This window comes from Cupriavidus sp. HE11 (assembly GCF_056097175.1).
The window spans coordinates 1,494,307-1,512,396 of the sequence record NZ_CP184465.1 but is presented as its reverse complement, the minus strand read 5'-3'; the positions used below and the strand labels follow the sequence as shown (position 1 = coordinate 1,512,396).

Sequence of the window (18,090 nt, the reverse complement as noted above, 5' to 3'; positions counted from 1 at the left end):
ACGCGTCAGGACGCTTACTTGCCGACAGCCAGGTTGGCCTGCACGTTCACGCTTTGCTGCACCAGCGATGCCATGCCGCTGTTCTGGTTGGCGATCATGATGCCCGCGGCCGACTGACCGACACTGGTCATGGCGTTGGACATGTTGAAGGTACCGGCATCGACGTAGTTGGTACCGCCGTTGCCGCCAGCGCCACCGACTGCACCGTTGCCGGCGCCGCCCGTGCCGCCCTGGCCAACACCACCGGCACCGCCTGCACCGCCGGCACCCGAGGTTGCGCCCACGGCACCGTTACCCGCCGTTGCGCTGCCATTCGAGGCCGAGGTCGACGAACCACCGTTGGTTGCGCTGCCGCCCGCGCCGCCGGCGCCGGCTACGCTGGTTTGCGCACCGCCAGCACCACCGGTACCCGAGCCAGCGCCGCCTGTGGAAGCGCCTGCCGTGGCCGTGCCAGCACCGCCAGCACCGCCCGTGCCCGAACCAGCACCGCCGCTGGCCGTTGCCGCGGCTGCGCCACCTGCTGCGCCCGCGCCGCCAGTTGCCGTACCCGCTGCACCCGAGCCGGTGCCGGTGCCCGAGCCCGTACCGGTACCGGAGCCGGTGCCCGCGCCGCCAGCTGCGGCCGTTGCCGTGCCGGTGCCCGCATTGCCTGCACCCTTGTCATTCGACTGGTTCGATGCGCCGCTGCTGCCGCCAGCACCCAGGCCGCCGCCCAGGCCTGCGCCCAGACCACCACCCAGGCCGGAGCCGCCGCTGGCACGGCCGGAGCCGCCATCGCCGCCCGAGCCGCCACGCGAACCGGCACCTGCGCTGCCGCCAGCACCCAGGGCCGAGCCGCCACGGCCGCCAGCACCGAGGCTTGCCGACAGTGCATCGCCGCCATAGCCGCGGGCGCTGCCGCCATCGCCGCCATAGCCGGAAGCCGTGCCGCCGCTGCCGCCATTGCCAGCCACCGAGCCGCCATTGCTCGCTGCGCCTGCGGTAGCGCTGCCGTTGTTGGCCGCACCACCGCTGCCGCCAGCGCCGCCGTTGCCGCTGTTGCCGCCATTGCCGCCGTTGCCGCCCGAGCCGCCTTGGCCCGTGCCGCCAACGCCACGGCCACCAGCACCGCCGGTCGCGCCATTGGCGTTGCCGTTATTGGTGGCGTAGTTGCCGATATGGTTGATGGCGTTGCCCGACACCGTGCCGCTCAGCTTGCTGACCGCAATGGCGCGGCTGCTGTTGAACGAATTGGAGAAATTGGCGGTGGCGGTGCTGCCGTTGGCAGCTGCCGCGTTACCGTAGCCGTCCATGTCCTGGTCGGTGCGGTTACGCGAGTTGGTCGCGGTCGACGTACGGGTGGAAGTCCGGTTGGACGTCAGCGTTGCAGTCCGGGTGGAAGTGCTGGTGCTACGGTCCGAGTTGTCCTGAGTCGCAGTGGAATTCTCGTTGGCGTTGGCCCCGCCGCCGCTCTGCGTGGAGTTTGCGGTGGCCGTCTGGTCGTTCCCGCCCCCGGTCGTGTTGTTGTTCGTCGGGTTAGCCCATGCTGCGCCTGCAAAAACCAGGGTAATCGCCGACGCGAGTAAAGTCTTTTTCATACGAAGCTCCCAGGAAGTTTGTACTGCGGCTCAGCCTCCGGCCGGCGCTCTCGAGAACATCGGCTGGAGGTTCAGGTCCGGCACGGTTACCAGACCAGCCTCCCCTTGCGCATATTCAGTGCCAGCCCGCAAGCACACGGCGGAATTCCGTTGAAATACAACGGCTGACGGGTTCTTCGACGGGAACTTTCCAGGTGGATTTGCGGCCAACCGCACGCCGAGGCCTGTGCTTGGCAGTCGACATGTCACAGGGCTGTGACACGGGTTCCGGCCGGTTGTCGGCCACCGGCCAACACTTCGGCAAAAAGCCGCCTGCATTCAATGAGTTAGCGCGCACCTCCCCGCAAACCCGCATGGCCACGCGGCGTAACGGCCATGAAACAAAGCCGCGGGGATGATTCGTATGCCGCTCTCGGGGTGGCAGTCGACCAGCAGTCATTCACGCGGACACCTGCAGGAAGCCAGGCCAGTGCATGTGCGCCAGGGCACGGCGGGAATCGCATGGATCAGGCAGCGTTTCTTGCGGAACCTGGATGCCGCGCAAGCCCCTGCCGTTAAATGTGCCGTAACACAGTGGCCCGGGCGCCGCAGTGGTGTTTCATGCTAGGCTCTATGTCTGATTTACAGTACATTAGTCGCGTCAACACTTGTTAGCGCATTCGCCAGGGCAAACCATGAGTGAAGCCGTCGTCCCCCTGTATCACCAGATTTACGTGGTGCTCCGCCAGCAGATCGTGGAAGGCCGTTTCGGCCAGGGCCCGCTGCCTGGCGAGATCGACCTTGCCAAGCAGTTCCATGCGTCGCGCGTGACGATGCGTCGCGTATTCGACCGCCTGGTGCAGGAAGGCCTGGTCCGCCGGCATCGCGGTCTGGGCACGTTCGTGAACCCGCACCCGGTCAAGCCGCAGGCCTCCGAGGAACGCGTCACCAGCCTGCTCGGCACCATCATCGACATGGGCGAGAAGACGGCGGTCAAGGTCGTCTCGATCGACGAAGTGCATGCCACGCCTGAAGTGGCCGAGGCACTGCAGATCCAGGTGGGCGACCCCGTCATCAAGATCGTGCGCGTACGCCACTACAAGAGCCGTCCGCTGTCGCACATCACCACCTACCTGCCTGCCGATCTGGGCCGTCCGCTGGCCCGCAAGGATCTGGAGTCCACGCCGATGCTGCGCCTGCTCGAAGCCGCCGGTGTCGAGCTGGGCCGTGCGTCGCAGGTGCTGACCGCGCGTCTGGCCGATGTGGTGGTGGCACCGCTGCTCGACGTGCCCGTAGGTGGCGCGCTGCTGGCCGTGCGCCGCGTGGTGCTGGACAAGGCCGGCCGCCCGGTGCAGCTGCTGATGGGCCAGTACCGTCCGGACCGCTACGAATACCGCATGGAGCTGTCCCCGATGGGCGGTGGCGACAGCGCGAACGTGTGGGTGGAAAACGAAACCCGCACCGGCCTGCGCGACTGATCGCGGCGCAGGGATTTCCCTGCGCCTCCAAGCCTTTTCCGGGCCAGGCATTTCGGGCCATACTGCGCACTCCAGATCACACTGCGAGGAGCCTTAGTCATGCCAGTCGTTCGCCCGGGCGCGCATCATCCGGCCCGCACCTCCATCCAACCAGGCCGCCGCCGCGCGCTCGCGCTGCTGGCCCTGGCATCGCTGCTGGCTGCGCCGGCCGCCCAGGCTGCCATTGCCGGCGGCAAGCCGATCCGCATTCTGGTAGGCGCCCCCGCCGGGGGCACCACTGACACGCTGGCCCGCACCATCGCCCAGGAAATCTCGCAGACGCTTGACCAGCCCGTGGTGGTCGAGAACCGGCCCGGCGCCGGTGGCAACATCGCCGCCGACATGGTGGCGAAGGCCCCGGCCGACGGCACCACGTTGCTGATGAGTTTTACCAGCCATACGATCAACGCCACGCTGTACAAGAAGCTGCCGTTCGATCCGATTGCGGATTTCACGCCGATCACGCTGGTGGCAAACGTGCCCAGCGTGCTGGTAGCCACGCCGAAGCTGCCGGCCAACAACATCCCCGAACTGATCAAGCTGGCGCGCGCCGAACCGGGCAAGCTCAATTTCGGCATCGGCTCGGTGGGCTCGTCGGTGCATCTGGCCGGCGACATGTTCAAGATGATGACCGGCACGTACATCGTCAACATCCCGTACAAGGGCACCACCCCTGCCATCACCGACCTGCTGGCCGGCCAGGTGGACCTGATGTTCGCCAGCACCATCAACGTGGCGCAGCATGTGAAGGCCGGCAAGCTCAAGGTGCTGGGCGTGACCAGCCCCACGCCGCTGCCGCAGTTCCCCGGTGCGCTGCCGATTGGCGCGACCGTGAAGGGCTTTGAATCGAGCGCATGGTTCGGCCTGTTCGGCCCGGCCAACCTGCCGCCCGAGATCACGCAGACGCTCTATCAGGCGGCACGCCACGGACTGGAGCAGCCGGCCGTGCGCAAGCGGCTGGAGAACGATGGCGCCCAGCCCAGCGGCATGCCACCCGCCGAGTTCGCCAATTTCGTGAAGCAGGACGTCAAGCGCTGGGCCACCGTGGTGAAGTATTCGGGAGCCCAGCCGGAATGACGCTGTCCAGCGACAACGCCGTCGACCCCGTTCAGTTGCCCGCCACGCTCGCGCAAAAGCTCGTGGCGCGCGCGGCTGGCTCGGCGCATGTCACACCGGGCAGCATCGTGATGTGCAAGGTCGACCTGGCGATGTCGCACGACTCCAGCGGACCGCGCCGCGTGGCACCGCTGCTGCGGGATCTTGGCGCAAGCGTGTGGGACCCTTCGCGCTACGTCGTGGTCACCGATCACTACGTGCCGGCATCGGACCCCGACGCCGAAGCCATCGTGCGCTTCACGCGCGACTGGGTGCGCGAAGCCGGCATTCCCAACTTCATCGACAACCAGGGCATCTGTCACCTGGTGCTGCCCGAGCGCGGCTTCGTGCTGCCGGGCCGCTTTATCGTCGGCGGCGACAGCCATAGCCCCACCGGCGGCGCCTTCGGTGCCTACATGTTCGGCGTGGGCGCCACCGAAATGGCCGGCGTGCTGGCCACGGGCGAGATCTGGCTGCGTGTGCCGCAGACCATTCGCCTGGACTGGCACGGCAAGCTGGCCGATGGCGTCTGCGCCAAGGACATCATGCTGTTCCTGTGCGCCACGCTGGGCCTGGCGGGCGGCCGTTACGAAGCCATCGAATTCACCGGTGCCGCGATCACGGCGCTGCCGATGCAGGAACGCATGACGCTCACGAACATGTGTACCGAGCTGGGCGCGCAGACGGGACTGATCGCGCCCGATGCCACGACCATGGCGTGGCTGGCAGCGGCGGGTGTCGACGCGGCAACGCTGGCTGCCATCGATCCGCGCCAGTGGCGCAGCGATGCCGATGCGCCGGTGCTGCAGACACATCGTTTCGACGCCACGATGCTCGCGCCGTACGTGGCCGCACCACACAGTCCGGCCAACGGCGCGCCCGTGACGCAGGCAGCGGGCGAACGCATCGACATCGCCTATATCGGCGCATGTACCGGTGCCAAGCTCGAAGACCTGCGCATGGCGGCGCGCGTACTGCGCGGACGCAAGGTGGCCGCCGGCATGTCCCTGCGCGTGGCGCCGGCTTCGGCGCGCGACCAGGCGCTGGCGATGCAGGAAGGCACGCTGGGCGTACTGATCGATGCCGGCGCCGAATTGCTGCCGAACGCATGCAATGCCTGCGCGGGCTATGGTGCCAGCCGCTTTCCTGCCGGCAGCCGGGCGATTGCCTCGACCGCGCGCAATTTCGCCGGACGCATGGGCGATGCCGGCAGCGCGGTCTGGCTGGCGTCGCCCATGACCGTGGCAGCCACCGCCGTTACCGGCCAGATTACCGACCCCCGAACGCTGCTCGCATGACCCCTGCCCCCGATTTTGCCCCGCCGCCCGCCGGCCGCATCTGGCGTTTCGGTGATGACGTGGATACCGACGCCATGGCGCCGGGCTTGTACATGAAGTCCGGCCTCGACGAACTGGCGCGTCACTGCCTGGAGAACCTGCGTCCGGAGTTTCCGACGCATGTGCGGCCGGGCGACATCGTCGTGGCAGGCACCAACTTCGGCATGGGATCATCGCGCGAGCAGGCCGCGCAGGCACTCAGGCATCTGGGCGTCGCCGCAGTCCTGGCCCAATCGTTCGCGGGTCTGTTCTATCGGAATGCCATCAATATCGGCCTGCCCGTACTTGTATGCCGACAGGCCGATTCGCTGGCCGATGGCACACGCGCCACATTCGATCTCGATGGCGCGCTGCTACGGCTGGAGGATGGTGCTTGCGTGGCATGCGAACCGGTGCCCGATTTCCTGCGCGCCCTGCTGCATGCGGGCGGCCTGGTGCCACACCTGAAATCGCGTCTCAACGGGCAAACGGGCCGTCCCTGAGCGGCTGCTCACCGCGCGGCCATGCCGCGGGGTGCGGCAGCGTGGAAGCGCATTGGGCCGCGCGCAGCAGCGCCATGGCTTCGTCGTCCGAAGTCTGTGTGAAATCGAGATAGAACGCCCCGACCGCGCCAAAGCTGACCGGCGTGTTGAGGCACACGACCTCGTCGGCCACTTCGCGCAGCGTGTCCAGACCCTGTGACGAACCCACCGGCACGGCCGCCACGATACGGGCTGCCCGCGCCATGCGCGCGGCATCGAGCGCTGCGCGCATCGTGGCGCCCGTTGCCACGCCATCGTCCACCACGATCACGCAGCGGCCTGCCATGGCCACCACCGGCCGCCCCTGGCGATAACGCTGCTGGCGGCGGCAGATCTCGCCAAGCTGCCGCCCGCGTTCGGCATCGAATGCCCCCGATTCCACCGCCCGCTGCACCCAGGGATCGTCGTTGATGACCGTGTGCGGGCCGTGTCCGCTGTCATCGCCCTCCACCACGGCACCGAGCGCCAGCTCGGGATAGCCGGGCGCACCGATCTTGCGTACCAGCAGGATGTCCAGCTTGCCGTCGACGGCCCGGGCCACTTCGTGAGCCACGGGCACCCCGCCGCGCGGCAATGCCAGCACCAGCGGAGGATCGCCATCGGCCTGGCGCGAGTAGCCAAGTTCGACCAGCCGGCGGCCAAGATACTGGCCTGCCTCGTGGCGATCGGCAAAGCAGGGCGGCAGGCTCATGGCGGGCTCCTGCATCAGGTAACGTGAAAGTGAATAACCGCTTACGTATGGCTTTTGACGCGCTTGCGAAGCGCTTGTGAACCGGTGGCGAACCGGTTGCGGCGCGCGTTCCACAGCCACTATAGACCCGGGCCGTGCCCACGGCGGGGGATTTTCTTCGCCGGGTGTTGTGGCGGGACCACCCCGTGCCTTGTTGCGCCGGCGCCGCAATGAACCCGATCGGCAGCCGCGATTGATCCCCGAACTGAAACAGTCTTTTCAGCGTTTACCCGATGATCCGGCGACCATCGTTCCGTAGGATTGCTGCGTGGCGGCAATTTCCGCCCGACGACCAGATCCCTTGCAACGAGGCGGCCGGCAGGCCGCCGTAGATTGAGTGAGCGTTATCGTGAATCCGCAACACATCTCCCGCCCTGACGACGTGGCCGATCACACCGAGGCCGATCTCGATATCCCGTTTGGCTCGCTGGAAGCGGCCGCCATGGCGGAACTGCCCTACACGTTCCGCCAGACGGGCACATGCACGCGCTACTACCAGGAATACTTCGGCTGAAGTCTGGCGGCTCCCGCTGCCGGGAGCCCGCCGGCAACGTGCCTGGGACGGTGGCGCAGCCGCGGCCGTCCGCACGGACTCAGCGGCTCTTGATGAAGCTTCAGTAGGTCTTGTAGGGCAGGAACTTGCCCGACATCTCGATGCGCACCCGGTCGCCGTTGGGATCGGCCTCGCGCTGCAAGTCCATGCGGAAGTCGATGGCGCTCATGATGCCGTCGCCGAATTCCTCGTGAATCAACGCCTTGAACGTGGTGCCATACACGCTGATCAGTTCGTAGAACCGGTAGATCAGCGGGTCAGTGGGTACTTGCGTCGGCAGAGAGCCTTTGTAGGGGACGGTGCGCAGCCACGGCTCGGCCTCGGCAGGCAGGTCGAAGATATCCATCACCGCGCGGGCGCCGGCCTCGTCGAAGGTCATTTGGCCCAGGCAGGCGGCGGTCGTCCATTCCTTGCTCTTGCCCACGCGGTCGGCCACCTGGGCCCACGAGATGCCGCGCGTTACCTTGGCTTCAATGATGAGGTCGGTCACGTCCTGGCGATTCATGTCAGTCTCTCCGGTCTGGTTGGATGGTCCTTGCCCGGAGAGAGCCGTCGCGCCGGCGCGTGGCTAGGGTGACTGCGTGCGCTCGATGACGGCAACGGCATCGGTGGCGCCGTCGTCGAACCTCACGCGTGCGAACTGCGGCACTGTGAGGGGGCTCAGGCCTTCAAGTGCCTGCAGGACCAGCACGATGAACATGACCGGCATGACGTCCTCCCTCCGGGAATACGGCGAACTGATTGGCGCAAGCTTCGTGCCATCGTGCCGGCACGTGCATTGGGACATTTGGCGGGCGCGATGACGCATCGTGGGGCGTTCAGCTGCCCGCCGCCTCCCCGATGGCCTGGTTCGCGCACCGCCACGGGGAAACCGGCAACTCGCCCGGCACGCCTGAAGCGTACCCGTTTCTGCGAACAACGTGGCAGACCCCCATTGCGATGACCGGCGCAGCCGCGTCGTGCAACGCACCCGAAAACGGGCTCGGACATCGGCCGGAATCGCCGCCCGAATCGCCGCAGGCACCGCCAAATCTTTGCATGACTCATTTCCGATGTAACGCCACATTACCAGCCACTGACCCGTCAGACATCTTTTCAACGTACACGTCACATTCCCGCAAACCCTTGCCAGACAAGGGCTAGCGGGTGGCGCCAAGGGACATCGAAAACGTCAAATGGACAAACGGCCATGTGAGACAGCCTTACAAGTGCAACCGCGCCGGCCCGGGGCGCGCCGCTAGAGTGAAGCCGTGTTCAACGCGAACCCGATACGGAGCCTCTCTCATGAAACGCGCAATCGCCCTGGCCATCCTGCTCACCACCACCAGCGCCCTGCTGTCGGCCTGCATCGTGGTGCCGCCACGTGGCCCGCACTATCACAACGACTACTACCGCGGTGGTCGCTACTAAGCGAATCGCGTCTGACGATCGACCGCCTTTTTCTTAATTCCGGCGCCCTCGCCTCAAGGAGATCCATATGAAACGCCAGATCCTGCTTGCTGCCACCGTCCTTGCCACGGGTGGCGTCTTTGGTCTGCTGTCGCCTGCCGCGCAGGCACACGGGTACTACAAGAGCCCACCCCCGCCGCCGCACCACGAGGTGCGCCCCGGCCCGCGCCCGGGCCAGGTGTGGGTGCCGGGCCACTATGACCGCGCCAGCAGTGGCTATGCGTGGCGTGGCGGCTACTGGCAGTCCGCCCGCCCCGGACAGCGCTATGTCCCCGACAACTGGGTACGCGGGCCGCACGGCTGGTACAAGCGTCCTGGCTACTGGACCCGCTGATGCGCGGCGAGCCATGGTAAGTCAGCGCACGCTCGCACCCGGCCGCCGACGCAGCATGCGACTACGGTAGCCGGCACGCCCAACCAGGCAGTGCAGCGGGCAGCGCAACAAATAGCAAAGCGGGCCGGACCCACGGGCATGGGGTCCGGCCCGCTTTGCTTTCCGGGGTGGTCGCAGCATCCATCCCAAGCAGGTTGCAGACGGGGCGGCGGCAACGGTACAACACGATTTTCTTTCCTGCCAAGGCACGATCCGGGCTTCATCCTTTTGCACTAGTCCGCCAGACTCCCCACGAAAGTCGTGATTGAAAATGATGACGTCCGGAACATTTTCGCGCGGTTTCAGCAATGCGTCACCAAACACCAATTCCGTTAATGCCACACCCCCCAAGCGGGTGAGTTTTTGATATTCGCTGCGCCATTTTCATTCAAATCGGTTGCATGCGTGAAACAACTGCGGGAGGTGCTGTATCAATCGTGAAACCCCTGTGACAGAGCCCGTTGGATGGCTTTTGGAATACTTCTCCAGCCGAATGCACGATCCCCGCAATGGATTATGTGGTGGAACGCATTACAACCCGGCATCAACCACTACCCGTGCGCTTGCATTCGTTCCAACCAGCCCATAAGATGAATTTAAGTTTCGATTTAGGAGCGAGATTTTCTTTCGGGTTCGGGTACGGGTCATACTTCTGGTCGCGCGGACAAGCCCTTCTAACAAACGGGCATCGACTGACACGGAAGCACGGGGTTACAGCTGAAGTACACGGTGCCATCCATGATGGCGCACAGTCCAGCGGTGTAGTTCCCACACGCAAAGCGTCCCGCATCTCACCCACAAACGGGGAGTCAAGAAGAATGAACGCCTTGCTGATCGAGGAGCATCCGCTGCTCCGGCTCGGGCTGCTGCAGATGCTCGAAACCATCCAGGAATCCGGACATGTACTGGCGCTGGCGCCAGCCGACGTCAACCGCCTGGAGATTCCACACCGAAACGCCGACCTGCTGGTCTTCGGCATGCCTGCCGACCAGGCCCTCGGCTGGGAACAACTGGAACAGGCCCGCGACCGGCTGACGCCGCAGCGCATCCTGGTGTTGGCCGATACATTGCCGCTGCATGTGCCGTCGCCCGATGCCGCACGCGGCATCTGCGGTTGCCTGCCCAAGTCTGCGTCGCTGGCCGTGATCGAAGCCGCCATCCGGCTGGCCATTTCCAGCGTCCAGGGGCTGATGTTCGCGGGTGAGGCCGTGGCCACGCCCGTAGCGTCGCGCTCGGCCATGCCGGCCACCACGTCGCTGGCATCCGCTGCTCCGCTGCCGCTGGCACCGGCCACGCCCCCGGATGCGGCATCGCCGTCCACGTGCGCCAGCGCCATGCGTGCCGCCGTGGCGGTGCGTGACCTGACCAGCCTGCGTCCGGGCCAGCCTATCGCCTCTGCCCCTGCAGCGCCCGCAAACGGCATGCCGATGGCCGAGGAAGAGCCCAGCTACGACGAAGCGGAAATGCTCAAGATCACGCCGCGCCAGTACGAAGTGCTGGTATTGCTGGCGCGCGGCTATCCCATCAAGACGGTCAGCCGCATGCTCAATATCTCCGTGGCGACGGTGAAAAGCCATGCATGCACGCTGTACCAGCGACTCAAGGTGCGCAACAAGGGCGAGGCGGTTTACGCCGCCCTGCAGCGCGGCGCCACGCTGGAGTGGGTCAACGGTGACGAGCACGCGGCACGCGACGGTGGAACGCGGCGGGTGTTTGCACGCAACGGCGAGGCGCCATTCGACGCCAACGGCCTGTCGGTCTGATACATCCCTGCACATATTGGTGGATACAACAGGCGCCTTCTCCGGAAGGCGCCTTTTTCATTCTGGCACCCCGGCTTTCATCGCCCGCCGCCGCTGTGTGGGCTAGCAGACAGTTGGTCCGGTGCAGCACCCCATACAGTCCGCATTACCGCAAACCAACATGTGACTGTCATGGGCGCAAACGAACTGGACAACCTCCTCCACACGGAAGACAGGGCCGGCGATTCGCAGGTCCCGCAAGGCCGCAACGGCAAGCGCCGGGCATTGATTACCGGCATCACCGGGCAGGACGGTTCGTACCTGAGCGAATTTCTGCTCGCCAAAGGCTACGAGGTCCATGGCATCAAGCGCCGCAGTTCGCTGTTCAATACCGAGCGCATCGATCACCTCTACGAAGACCCGCAGGCAGTGCAGCGCAACCTGATCCTGCACCATGGCGACATGACCGACACGGCCAGCCTGGTACGCGTGGTGCAGCAGGCGGCACCGGACGAGATCTACAACCTCGCGGCGCAGAGCCATGTACAGGTGTCGTTCGAGGAACCCGAGTACACGGCCAACACAGACGCCGTCGGTTCGCTGCGCCTGCTCGAAGCGATCCGCATCCTTGGCATGGAAAAGGACACGCGCTTCTACCAGGCGTCCACGTCGGAACTGTACGGCCTGGTGCAGGAAATCCCGCAGCGCGAGACCACGCCCTTCTATCCGCGCAGCCCCTATGCGGTGGCCAAGCTCTACGCCTACTGGATCACGGTGAACTATCGCGAAGCGTACGGCATGTACGCGTGCAACGGCATCCTGTTCAACCACGAAAGCCCGGTGCGCGGCGAGACCTTCGTCACGCGCAAGATTACACGCGCCATCGCGCGGATCGCGCTGGGCCTGCAGGACACGCTGTACCTGGGCAACATGTCGGCACTGCGCGACTGGGGCCATGCGCGCGACTATGTCGAGATGCAATGGCTGATGCTGCAGCAGGCCAAGCCGCAGGATTTCGTCATCGCCACCGGCGAACAGCACAGCGTGCGCGACTTTGTCACGCTGGCGGCGCGCAAGCTCGGCATCACGGTGAGTTTCGAAGGCGATGGCGTCGACGAGGTGGGCATCATTACCCAGATCGACGATGTGCGGCGCCAGCTGTCGTCGCGCTGCAAGGTGGGCGATGTGATCGTGCGCGTCGACCCGCGCTACTTCCGCCCGACCGAGGTGGAAACGCTGCTGGGCGACCCCACCCGCGCACGCGAGCAGCTGGGCTGGTCGCCGCGCATCACGTTCGACGAGCTCGTGCACGAGATGATCGAAGCCGATTTCGCCTCGGCGCGACGCGACGCACTGGTCAAGATGGCAGGCTTCCGGACCTACAACTACCATGAGTGATTCGCGACCCAACGTCTTCGTGGCCGGCCACCGCGGCATGGTGGGGTCGGCCATCGCCCGCGCGCTTGCCGCGCGTGGCGACGTCAACGTGGTGTGCCGCACGCATGCCGAGCTGGACCTCACTGACCAGCAGCAGGTGCGTGCCTTCTTTGCGTCCGAACCGGTGGACATGGTCTACATGGCTGCCGGCCGGGTCGGCGGCATCCATGCCAACAACACGTACCGCGCCGAGTTCATCCAGCAGAACCTGGCGATGGCGACAAACGTGATCCATGAGTCGTACCAGGCCGGCGTGCGCAAGATGCTGTACCTTGGATCGAGCTGCGTCTACCCAAAGCTCGCGCCGCAGCCGATTGTCGAGGCAGCGCTGCTGACTGGCGAGCTGGAGTCCACCAACTCGCCCTACGCGCTGGCCAAGATCGCCGGCATCATGCTGTGCCAGAGCTACAACCTCCAGTACGGCACCGACTACCGGTGCCTGATGCCGTCGAACCTGTATGGGCCCGGCGACAACTACCATCCCGAAAACAGCCATGTGATTCCGGCCCTGCTGCGCCGCTTCCACGAAGCGCGTGAAAGCGGAACACCGGAAATCGCCATCTGGGGCACCGGCATGCCACGGCGCGAGTTCCTGCACGTGGACGATCTGGCGCAGGCCTGCCTGCAGGTCATGGCCGTCGACCGCGAAGTCTACGATGCCTGCGCGGGGTCCGGCGGCACGCACCTGAACGCAGGCAGTGGCTTCGACGTGACCATCGGCGAACTGGCGCACATGGTGGCCAGCGCGGTGGGCTACCGGGGCGAGATCACGTTCGATCCATCGAAACCCGACGGCACGCCGCGCAAGCTGCTGGACAACAGCGCCATCACCAGTCTGGGATGGCGGCCTCATATCGGGCTGGCAGAGGGCCTGCAGTCCACTTATCGCGACATCGTGCGCGACGGCATCATCGGCTGACCACCGCCGTTGGCTGCCAGAATGGAGACGCGCACCATGGCAAACGCATCGCGCATGCTCAGGAAGCCCGCGGCGGAGTCGCACGTGCTGGTGGCCGGGCCGGTACGGAACTGCAGCGGCACCATCGAAAAGGAAACCGAACGGCTGGCCCGGGCATTGTCGCCGTTCGCGTCGGTCAGTTTCCTGCTGGTCGAAAGCGATTCGTCGGACGACTCGATCGGGACGCTGCAACGGCTCGCCAGCACGCGGCCCGGCTTTGCCTTCGTATCGATGGGGCATCTGCGCGCCGAGCACCCCGTTCGCTGCGACCGCATTTCGATCTGCCGCAACCAGTATGTGAACCTGATCCGCTCGGCGCCCGAGTATGCGCATATCGACTACATCGTCGAGGCAGACATGGACGGCCTCAACACGGCGCTCGACGCCGCCGGGGTGCTGTCCTGCTGGGACACCGATGTCGACTGGAGCGGCATTACCGCCAACCAGCGCCTGTGCTACTACGACATCTGGGCCCTGCGGCATCCGTACTGGGCGCCGGGGGACTGCTGGAAGGCCTACAACGCCGTGGTGGGCACGGTGGGTCCGCGCCAGGCGTTCGACATGTGCGTGGGTTCCAAGCAGATCCACATCCCTGCCGATACCGCGCCGATCGAGGTGGAATCCGCCGGCGGGGGTTTCGCCATCTACAAGCGCGAGGCCTTCGTGAAAGGCCACTATGTTGGCATCGACGCGAACGGCGAGGAAGTCAACGAGCACATCTCGTTCCACGACGACCTGCGCGCGGCCGGCCATCGCATCTATATCAACCCGGCGATGATCAACGCCGAGTACACCGAGCACACGTTCTACAAGACCCGCATGGGCCATCTGCGCACGCAGCTGATGTGGACGCTGCGCGACACCGCAGACCGGCTGCGCTGCCGGCATGGGCTGGAATCGGTCGTCCAGTCACTCAAGCGGGTGGTTGGCTAGGCCCCTGCCGGATTCGTGTGCGGCGACGCACAGATACCGCAGCAGCCCGATGGGAACCTGCTGACACGGCATCTGACGGCTGGGTCGGCCTGGCCGTCCGGATGCACTCGTAGACGTTGCAACCACAACAGGATTGCAGATGCGGCAGCTTTCTCTGACACGCCGGCGGCCCTGGGCCGAAGGAGACCACGCGACCTTCTACTTCGCGCTGGGCGTGGTTTCGGGCATCCGCGTGGTGCTGCTGGGCGAAATCTACATCGGCGAACTGCTGGCGCTGTGCATGACAGCCTACGGCCTGTCGTCGTTCAAGGTGGACCGCAAGCTGGCCCCGTTGTTCGCGCTCACGCTCATGTGGTGTGTCGCGCAGTCCTTGTCCGACATCCAGAACCACACCGACCTTACTACGTCGCTCAAGGGCGTGCTGGCGCCGCTGGTCTTCTTTGGCACCGTGTACGCCATTGCCACGCACTTCAACCACGGGCAGGAGCGGCGCATCTGGTACTTCCTGGCGGGCACGACCATGTTCCAGATGTGGGAAACGGTCATGAACCCGATGGAGGCGGCGCTGATGAATCCCTGGAAGTGGGGTTTCGCCACGCCGTTGCTGGCGCTGCTGCTGGCGTACCTGTCCGCGCGGCGTGCGGGCAAGCTGTCCACCGTGGGCTGGCTGCTGGTGTTTTCCGCCACGTCGATCGTGTTCGACTTCCGCAGCCTTGCCGCCATGTCGGTGCTGGGCGCGATCGTGTTCGTGGCCCGCAATTCCCCATTCATGCGCAAGCTGGGGCAGTTGGTGCGCAAGCCAGGCGGTGTGCTGCTGATCTTCGCCGTACTGGCGACCGTCATCTACATCCTCAACGTGGTATTCACGCTGATCTTCGCGCACTCGGCGGAATTCGGCTTCCTGTCGCCCGAATCGGTACACAAGTACACCGTGCAGGCCACCAGCGAGTACGGCATCCTGTTTGGCGGCCGCTCGGAAATCGTCATTTCGGTCAAGGCGTTCCTCGATGCGCCGCTGCTGGGCCACGGTTCATGGGCGCTCGACCGCAACGGCTACGTCGACGAGTACAACCGCCTGACCCACCAGATGGGCATGGCCCTGACCGACAAGTTCGACGAACTGGAATCCACGATGATTCCGACGCACTCGTACCTGATGGGCGCGATGGTCTGGTGCGGCATCGCCGGCGGCATCTTCTGGCTGAGCGTGGTGGGCGGCTGCCTGCGCATGTTCCTGCTGCAAGCCAGGTACATGCCGATCTACTTCTGCGTGGCGCTGCCACAGTTCATCTGGGACGCCTTCTTCTCGCCGTTCGGAGCCGCCAACCGCTGGCAGGCAGCCGTGTTCGTCGGGATCATATTCGCGTTCAGCGCCCTTCAGCAGCACCGCGTCCGCTTCCGCGCGCCCGCAGAAACGGGTACGCGTCCGTCCAGGTTCAAATTCGCGAGGTCCGTGTGATCAAGATCAGCATCGTCACGATTTCATTTAACCAGGCACAGTATCTGCGCACCTGCATCGATTCCGTCCTCGGCCAGAACTACAGCAACCTGCAATACATCGTGGTGGACCCGGGCAGCACCGATGGCAGCCGCGACATCATCGACAGCTACGGCGACCGCCTCCAGCGTGTCTACGAGCGCGACCGCGGGCCCGCCGACGGCCTGAACAACGGCTTCCGGCAGGCCACAGGCGAGATCTTCTACTTCCTCAATGCCGACGATGCGCTGTTGCCTGGGGCGCTGGACTATGCCGCGTCGATCTTCGAGGCCCAACCCGAGATCGACGTACTGTGCGGCAGCGGCTACAAGATCGACGGCGACGGCAAGCTGCTGCGCGAGATCCGCGCCTCGACCATGTCGCGCCTGCGCATTGTCTACGGCGCCGCCAACCTGTTCCAGCAGGGCGTTTTCTTCCGCGCGCCGACCTTCCACGCCGTGCAGGGCTTCAACATCGAGAACTGCAGCAGCTGGGATGGCGAGCTGCTGCTGGACATGGCCGTGCGCGGCGCACGGTTTCGCGTGTCGCGGCGTCACCTTGGCCTGTTCCGGATCCACCCCACATCGATCACCGGCAGCAACCGTCTGATCGAACAGTTCTACCGCGACGGCGCCCGCATGTTCCGCAAGGTCATGAACCGCGAGCGTCGCCCGTACGACGTGATCCCGCACTGCGTGCTTTGGGCTGAAAAGCACCTGGTTACCCGTCTGCCCACGCGCTGGCGGTAGTTTCCAGCCGGCGCGCGGCAGGCGCCCCGCCGGAATCCTCCGGGATTGATGCAAGAAAATGCGGCCCGCCACTTTCGTGGCGGGCCGCATTTGCGTTTGCGCGGAATGTTCGGGAAAGCCTGCCGCTTCGAAGCTCCCGCTCAGGGCGTCGGGTTCGGCGCCACCATGCCGCTGCGTACAAACACGCGGATGCGCGGCAGCAGTGCCAGGAACAGCACCACCTCGGTAGCCAGCACGCCCAGCGCCACGGCCGAGCTGCCAAGCGTCCTGCCCGCCAGCCAGGCCACCAGCAGCCCGGCCGCGTTGGCGCTCAGGTACACCAGCGAATAGCGCGTGTGGTTGTTGGTCGACGTGAACATCAGCGAGCCGGTGTACCACAGCGAATTCACCACGGCGGCCAGCAGCAGCCATTCGTAGTCCGGATGCTCGGGCAGCAGCTTGCCGTGCGTCCAGTAGCGGCAGATCCAGTCGCCCAGCACGTACAGCGCCCCGCTCGACAGCACGGCCAGCGCAATGCAGCCGGCGGTGGAACGGCGATAGAGCGATCGCAGCGCCAGAGTCTTGCCTTCGCCATACAGCCGGCCGATCTCCGGCGCCAGCGCCAGATTGACCAGTTGCGACAGCTGGTACGGTATGCGCGCCAGCGTGCGCATGGCCGAGAAATGGGCCACCACCACGGGCCCGAACACCGTGCCCGCGAGCAGCACGATTCCCTGCAGGTTCAGCGCATTGCCGAACGGAAATGCCAGCATGGCGATCGCCGGCAGCAGCATCTGGCGCAGGTCCTGCAGCGAGGCGTGCTTCAGGCCAAGCCGCGCCCACGGCGCGAACCGGCAGGCGTGCACGTACATCCCCAATACCAACCCCACGCGCGTCAGCGCGATCACGCCCAGCAATTCCGCGAAGCCGGCCTTGAGCCAGACCGCGCCAGCCGACACCAGCGTAAACTCGATCAGCCGTGCGGTATTGGTCCAGATGGTCGACTGGGCATAGCGCTGCTCGGCCTGGTACACGCCGCACAGCAGCATCACATGCATCTGCGCGATCACCTGCACCACGATCATCAGCGCGGCAGGCAGCACGTCGCCGGGATCCATGCCCAGCCATCTGGCCACGGGCGCGGCCACGGCGATGCCTACCGGCACCGCGGCGGCCGACATCACCACGCCGACACAAAGAATCAGCGCAATGGCAGACTGGTAGCTCACCATGGCCATGTCGGCCTTGCCCGCCGCAATGCCCATGATCATGCGGTTCATCGCCACGCCGGTGAAACCGAATTCGAACAGGCCCAGATAGGCGGCAACGGTCAGCAGCATCAGCCAGGTGCCGTAGCGCTCCGGCCCCCAGGCGGCCAGCAGCAAGGGCACGCTCAGCAATTGTGTGGCGACGGTGGACGCCTGGGCATATACATTGGCGCCAATACCGCGTGCAATCCGGTTCATGATGGTTCCTGACACAGGCCGACTCCGGCAGCATCGCGCCTGTCGCGCCCAGCCTCTGTGCGCTGGCACACACCCTGAAAGCAAGGCCTGGCGGCCAGCGTGCGTGTGTTGCCACACAGTTGTCGCGGGACAAACCGTGGACACTGGCACCGTGCCTGGCCCGTATTGCCTGGCGCATACACCCGCAGCTTACCCGCAGCCTGCAGCTCGCAGCCAGT

At 65.6% G+C, this 18,090-nt stretch carries 18 protein-coding genes; 13 read left to right on the top strand and 5 right to left on the bottom strand.

What is annotated here, in order from left to right; genetic code table 11:
• Positions 1 to 14: 14 nt before the first annotated feature.
• A complete protein-coding gene (locus tag ACOABP_RS24100; RefSeq protein WP_474228142.1) occupies positions 15 to 1,577 on the bottom strand; it encodes a hypothetical protein in 1,563 nt (520 codons plus the stop codon).
• 674 nt (positions 1,578 to 2,251) lie between these two features.
• Between ACOABP_RS24100 and ACOABP_RS24095 the strand changes: the two genes are divergently transcribed.
• The 4 genes from ACOABP_RS24095 to ACOABP_RS24080 all read left to right on the top strand — a co-directional run bounded on the left by ACOABP_RS24095 (position 2,252) and on the right by ACOABP_RS24080 (position 5,987).
• On the top strand, positions 2,252 to 3,034 hold the full coding sequence (locus ACOABP_RS24095) for a GntR family transcriptional regulator (RefSeq protein ID WP_474228141.1): 783 nt from the start codon (positions 2,252 to 2,254) through the stop codon (positions 3,032 to 3,034).
• 99 nt (positions 3,035 to 3,133) lie between these two features.
• On the top strand, positions 3,134 to 4,150 hold the full coding sequence (locus ACOABP_RS24090) for a tripartite tricarboxylate transporter substrate binding protein (RefSeq protein WP_474228140.1): 1,017 nt from the start codon (positions 3,134 to 3,136) through the stop codon (positions 4,148 to 4,150).
• A complete protein-coding gene (locus ACOABP_RS24085) occupies positions 4,147 to 5,466 on the top strand; it encodes a 3-isopropylmalate dehydratase large subunit (protein ID WP_474228139.1) in 1,320 nt (439 codons plus the stop codon). The genes ACOABP_RS24090 and ACOABP_RS24085 overlap by 4 nt, the downstream gene beginning before the upstream one ends.
• Positions 5,463 to 5,987, top strand: coding sequence for a LeuD/DmdB family oxidoreductase small subunit (locus ACOABP_RS24080; RefSeq protein WP_474228138.1), 525 nt, complete (start codon positions 5,463 to 5,465; stop codon positions 5,985 to 5,987). Before ACOABP_RS24085 ends, ACOABP_RS24080 begins: the two co-directional genes overlap by 4 nt.
• Here ACOABP_RS24080 and ACOABP_RS24075 read toward each other — a convergent pair.
• Positions 5,962 to 6,717, bottom strand: a complete 756-nt coding sequence (locus ACOABP_RS24075; protein ID WP_474228137.1) for a phosphoribosyltransferase — start codon at positions 6,715 to 6,717, stop codon at positions 5,962 to 5,964. The two genes, ACOABP_RS24080 and ACOABP_RS24075, sit on opposite strands and share 26 nt — an antisense overlap.
• 388 nt (positions 6,718 to 7,105) lie before the next feature.
• Between ACOABP_RS24075 and ACOABP_RS24070 the strand changes: the two genes are divergently transcribed.
• On the top strand, positions 7,106 to 7,270 hold the full coding sequence (locus tag ACOABP_RS24070; protein ID WP_197497521.1) for a hypothetical protein: 165 nt from the start codon (positions 7,106 to 7,108) through the stop codon (positions 7,268 to 7,270).
• Positions 7,271 to 7,370: 100 nt separating this feature from the next.
• On the opposite strand, the gene cynS is transcribed toward ACOABP_RS24070, so the two are convergent.
• Both cynS and ACOABP_RS24060 read right to left on the bottom strand, forming a co-directional pair.
• Entirely contained in the window at positions 7,371 to 7,814 is a 444-nt protein-coding gene (gene cynS / locus ACOABP_RS24065) for a cyanase (protein WP_474228136.1), read from the bottom strand.
• A 63-nt stretch (positions 7,815 to 7,877) separates the two neighbouring features.
• Positions 7,878 to 8,018: a hypothetical protein gene (locus ACOABP_RS24060; protein ID WP_474228135.1), complete on the bottom strand. Its 141-nt coding sequence runs from the start codon at positions 8,016 to 8,018 to the stop codon at positions 7,878 to 7,880.
• A 575-nt stretch (positions 8,019 to 8,593) separates the two neighbouring features.
• Between ACOABP_RS24060 and ACOABP_RS24055 the strand changes: the two genes are divergently transcribed.
• The 8 genes from ACOABP_RS24055 to ACOABP_RS24020 all read left to right on the top strand — a co-directional run bounded on the left by ACOABP_RS24055 (position 8,594) and on the right by ACOABP_RS24020 (position 16,427).
• The gene (locus ACOABP_RS24055; RefSeq protein ID WP_474228134.1) at positions 8,594 to 8,719 is read left to right on the top strand and encodes a hypothetical protein; all 126 of its coding nucleotides are present in this window, start codon (positions 8,594 to 8,596) and stop codon (positions 8,717 to 8,719) included.
• 67 nt (positions 8,720 to 8,786) lie between these two features.
• Positions 8,787 to 9,092, top strand: a complete 306-nt coding sequence (locus tag ACOABP_RS24050) for a hypothetical protein (RefSeq protein ID WP_474228133.1) — start codon at positions 8,787 to 8,789, stop codon at positions 9,090 to 9,092.
• A gap of 857 nt (positions 9,093 to 9,949) precedes the next feature.
• On the top strand, positions 9,950 to 10,894 hold the full coding sequence (locus ACOABP_RS24045; RefSeq protein WP_474228132.1) for a response regulator transcription factor: 945 nt from the start codon (positions 9,950 to 9,952) through the stop codon (positions 10,892 to 10,894).
• A 171-nt stretch (positions 10,895 to 11,065) separates the two neighbouring features.
• Positions 11,066 to 12,271, top strand: coding sequence for a GDP-mannose 4,6-dehydratase (gene gmd, locus ACOABP_RS24040; protein WP_474228131.1), 1,206 nt, complete (start codon positions 11,066 to 11,068; stop codon positions 12,269 to 12,271).
• Entirely contained in the window at positions 12,264 to 13,229 is a 966-nt protein-coding gene (locus ACOABP_RS24035) for a GDP-L-fucose synthase family protein (RefSeq protein ID WP_474228130.1), read from the top strand. The genes gmd and ACOABP_RS24035 overlap by 8 nt, the downstream gene beginning before the upstream one ends.
• A 36-nt stretch (positions 13,230 to 13,265) precedes the next feature.
• Entirely contained in the window at positions 13,266 to 14,201 is a 936-nt protein-coding gene (locus ACOABP_RS24030; protein ID WP_474228129.1) for a hypothetical protein, read from the top strand.
• Positions 14,202 to 14,340: 139 nt separating this feature from the next.
• Positions 14,341 to 15,660: a hypothetical protein gene (locus ACOABP_RS24025; protein ID WP_474228128.1), complete on the top strand. Its 1,320-nt coding sequence runs from the start codon at positions 14,341 to 14,343 to the stop codon at positions 15,658 to 15,660.
• The gene (locus ACOABP_RS24020) at positions 15,657 to 16,427 is read left to right on the top strand and encodes a glycosyltransferase family 2 protein (protein ID WP_474228127.1); all 771 of its coding nucleotides are present in this window, start codon (positions 15,657 to 15,659) and stop codon (positions 16,425 to 16,427) included. Before ACOABP_RS24025 ends, ACOABP_RS24020 begins: the two co-directional genes overlap by 4 nt.
• A gap of 140 nt (positions 16,428 to 16,567) precedes the next feature.
• Here ACOABP_RS24020 and ACOABP_RS24015 read toward each other — a convergent pair whose 3' ends face one another.
• On the bottom strand, positions 16,568 to 17,872 hold the full coding sequence (locus ACOABP_RS24015; RefSeq protein ID WP_474228126.1) for a lipopolysaccharide biosynthesis protein: 1,305 nt from the start codon (positions 17,870 to 17,872) through the stop codon (positions 16,568 to 16,570).
• Positions 17,873 to 18,090 lie beyond the last annotated feature (218 nt).

Excerpts from the sequence above, each read along its gene's own strand:
- ACOABP_RS24030 (WP_474228129.1), top strand. The coding sequence starts at position 13,266 with ATGGCAAACGCATCGCGCATGCTCAGGAAGCCCGCGGCGGAGTCGCAC.
- ACOABP_RS24075 (WP_474228137.1), bottom strand. The coding sequence starts at position 6,717 with ATGAGCCTGCCGCCCTGCTTTGCCGATCGCCACGAGGCAGGCCAGTAT.
- ACOABP_RS24060 (WP_474228135.1), bottom strand. The coding sequence starts at position 8,018 with ATGCCGGTCATGTTCATCGTGCTGGTCCTGCAGGCACTTGAAGGCCTG.
- ACOABP_RS24055 (WP_474228134.1), top strand. The coding sequence starts at position 8,594 with ATGAAACGCGCAATCGCCCTGGCCATCCTGCTCACCACCACCAGCGCC.
- ACOABP_RS24025 (WP_474228128.1), top strand. The coding sequence starts at position 14,341 with ATGCGGCAGCTTTCTCTGACACGCCGGCGGCCCTGGGCCGAAGGAGAC.
- ACOABP_RS24015 (WP_474228126.1), bottom strand. The coding sequence starts at position 17,872 with ATGAACCGGATTGCACGCGGTATTGGCGCCAATGTATATGCCCAGGCG.
- gmd (WP_474228131.1), top strand. The coding sequence starts at position 11,066 with ATGGGCGCAAACGAACTGGACAACCTCCTCCACACGGAAGACAGGGCC.
- ACOABP_RS24050 (WP_474228133.1), top strand. The coding sequence starts at position 8,787 with ATGAAACGCCAGATCCTGCTTGCTGCCACCGTCCTTGCCACGGGTGGC.
- ACOABP_RS24095 (WP_474228141.1), top strand. The coding sequence starts at position 2,252 with ATGAGTGAAGCCGTCGTCCCCCTGTATCACCAGATTTACGTGGTGCTC.
- cynS (WP_474228136.1), bottom strand. The coding sequence starts at position 7,814 with ATGAATCGCCAGGACGTGACCGACCTCATCATTGAAGCCAAGGTAACG.
- ACOABP_RS24035 (WP_474228130.1), top strand. The coding sequence starts at position 12,264 with ATGAGTGATTCGCGACCCAACGTCTTCGTGGCCGGCCACCGCGGCATG.
- ACOABP_RS24080 (WP_474228138.1), top strand. The coding sequence starts at position 5,463 with ATGACCCCTGCCCCCGATTTTGCCCCGCCGCCCGCCGGCCGCATCTGG.
- ACOABP_RS24045 (WP_474228132.1), top strand. The coding sequence starts at position 9,950 with ATGAACGCCTTGCTGATCGAGGAGCATCCGCTGCTCCGGCTCGGGCTG.
- ACOABP_RS24090 (WP_474228140.1), top strand. The coding sequence starts at position 3,134 with ATGCCAGTCGTTCGCCCGGGCGCGCATCATCCGGCCCGCACCTCCATC.
- ACOABP_RS24100 (WP_474228142.1), bottom strand. The coding sequence starts at position 1,577 with ATGAAAAAGACTTTACTCGCGTCGGCGATTACCCTGGTTTTTGCAGGC.
- ACOABP_RS24085 (WP_474228139.1), top strand. The coding sequence starts at position 4,147 with ATGACGCTGTCCAGCGACAACGCCGTCGACCCCGTTCAGTTGCCCGCC.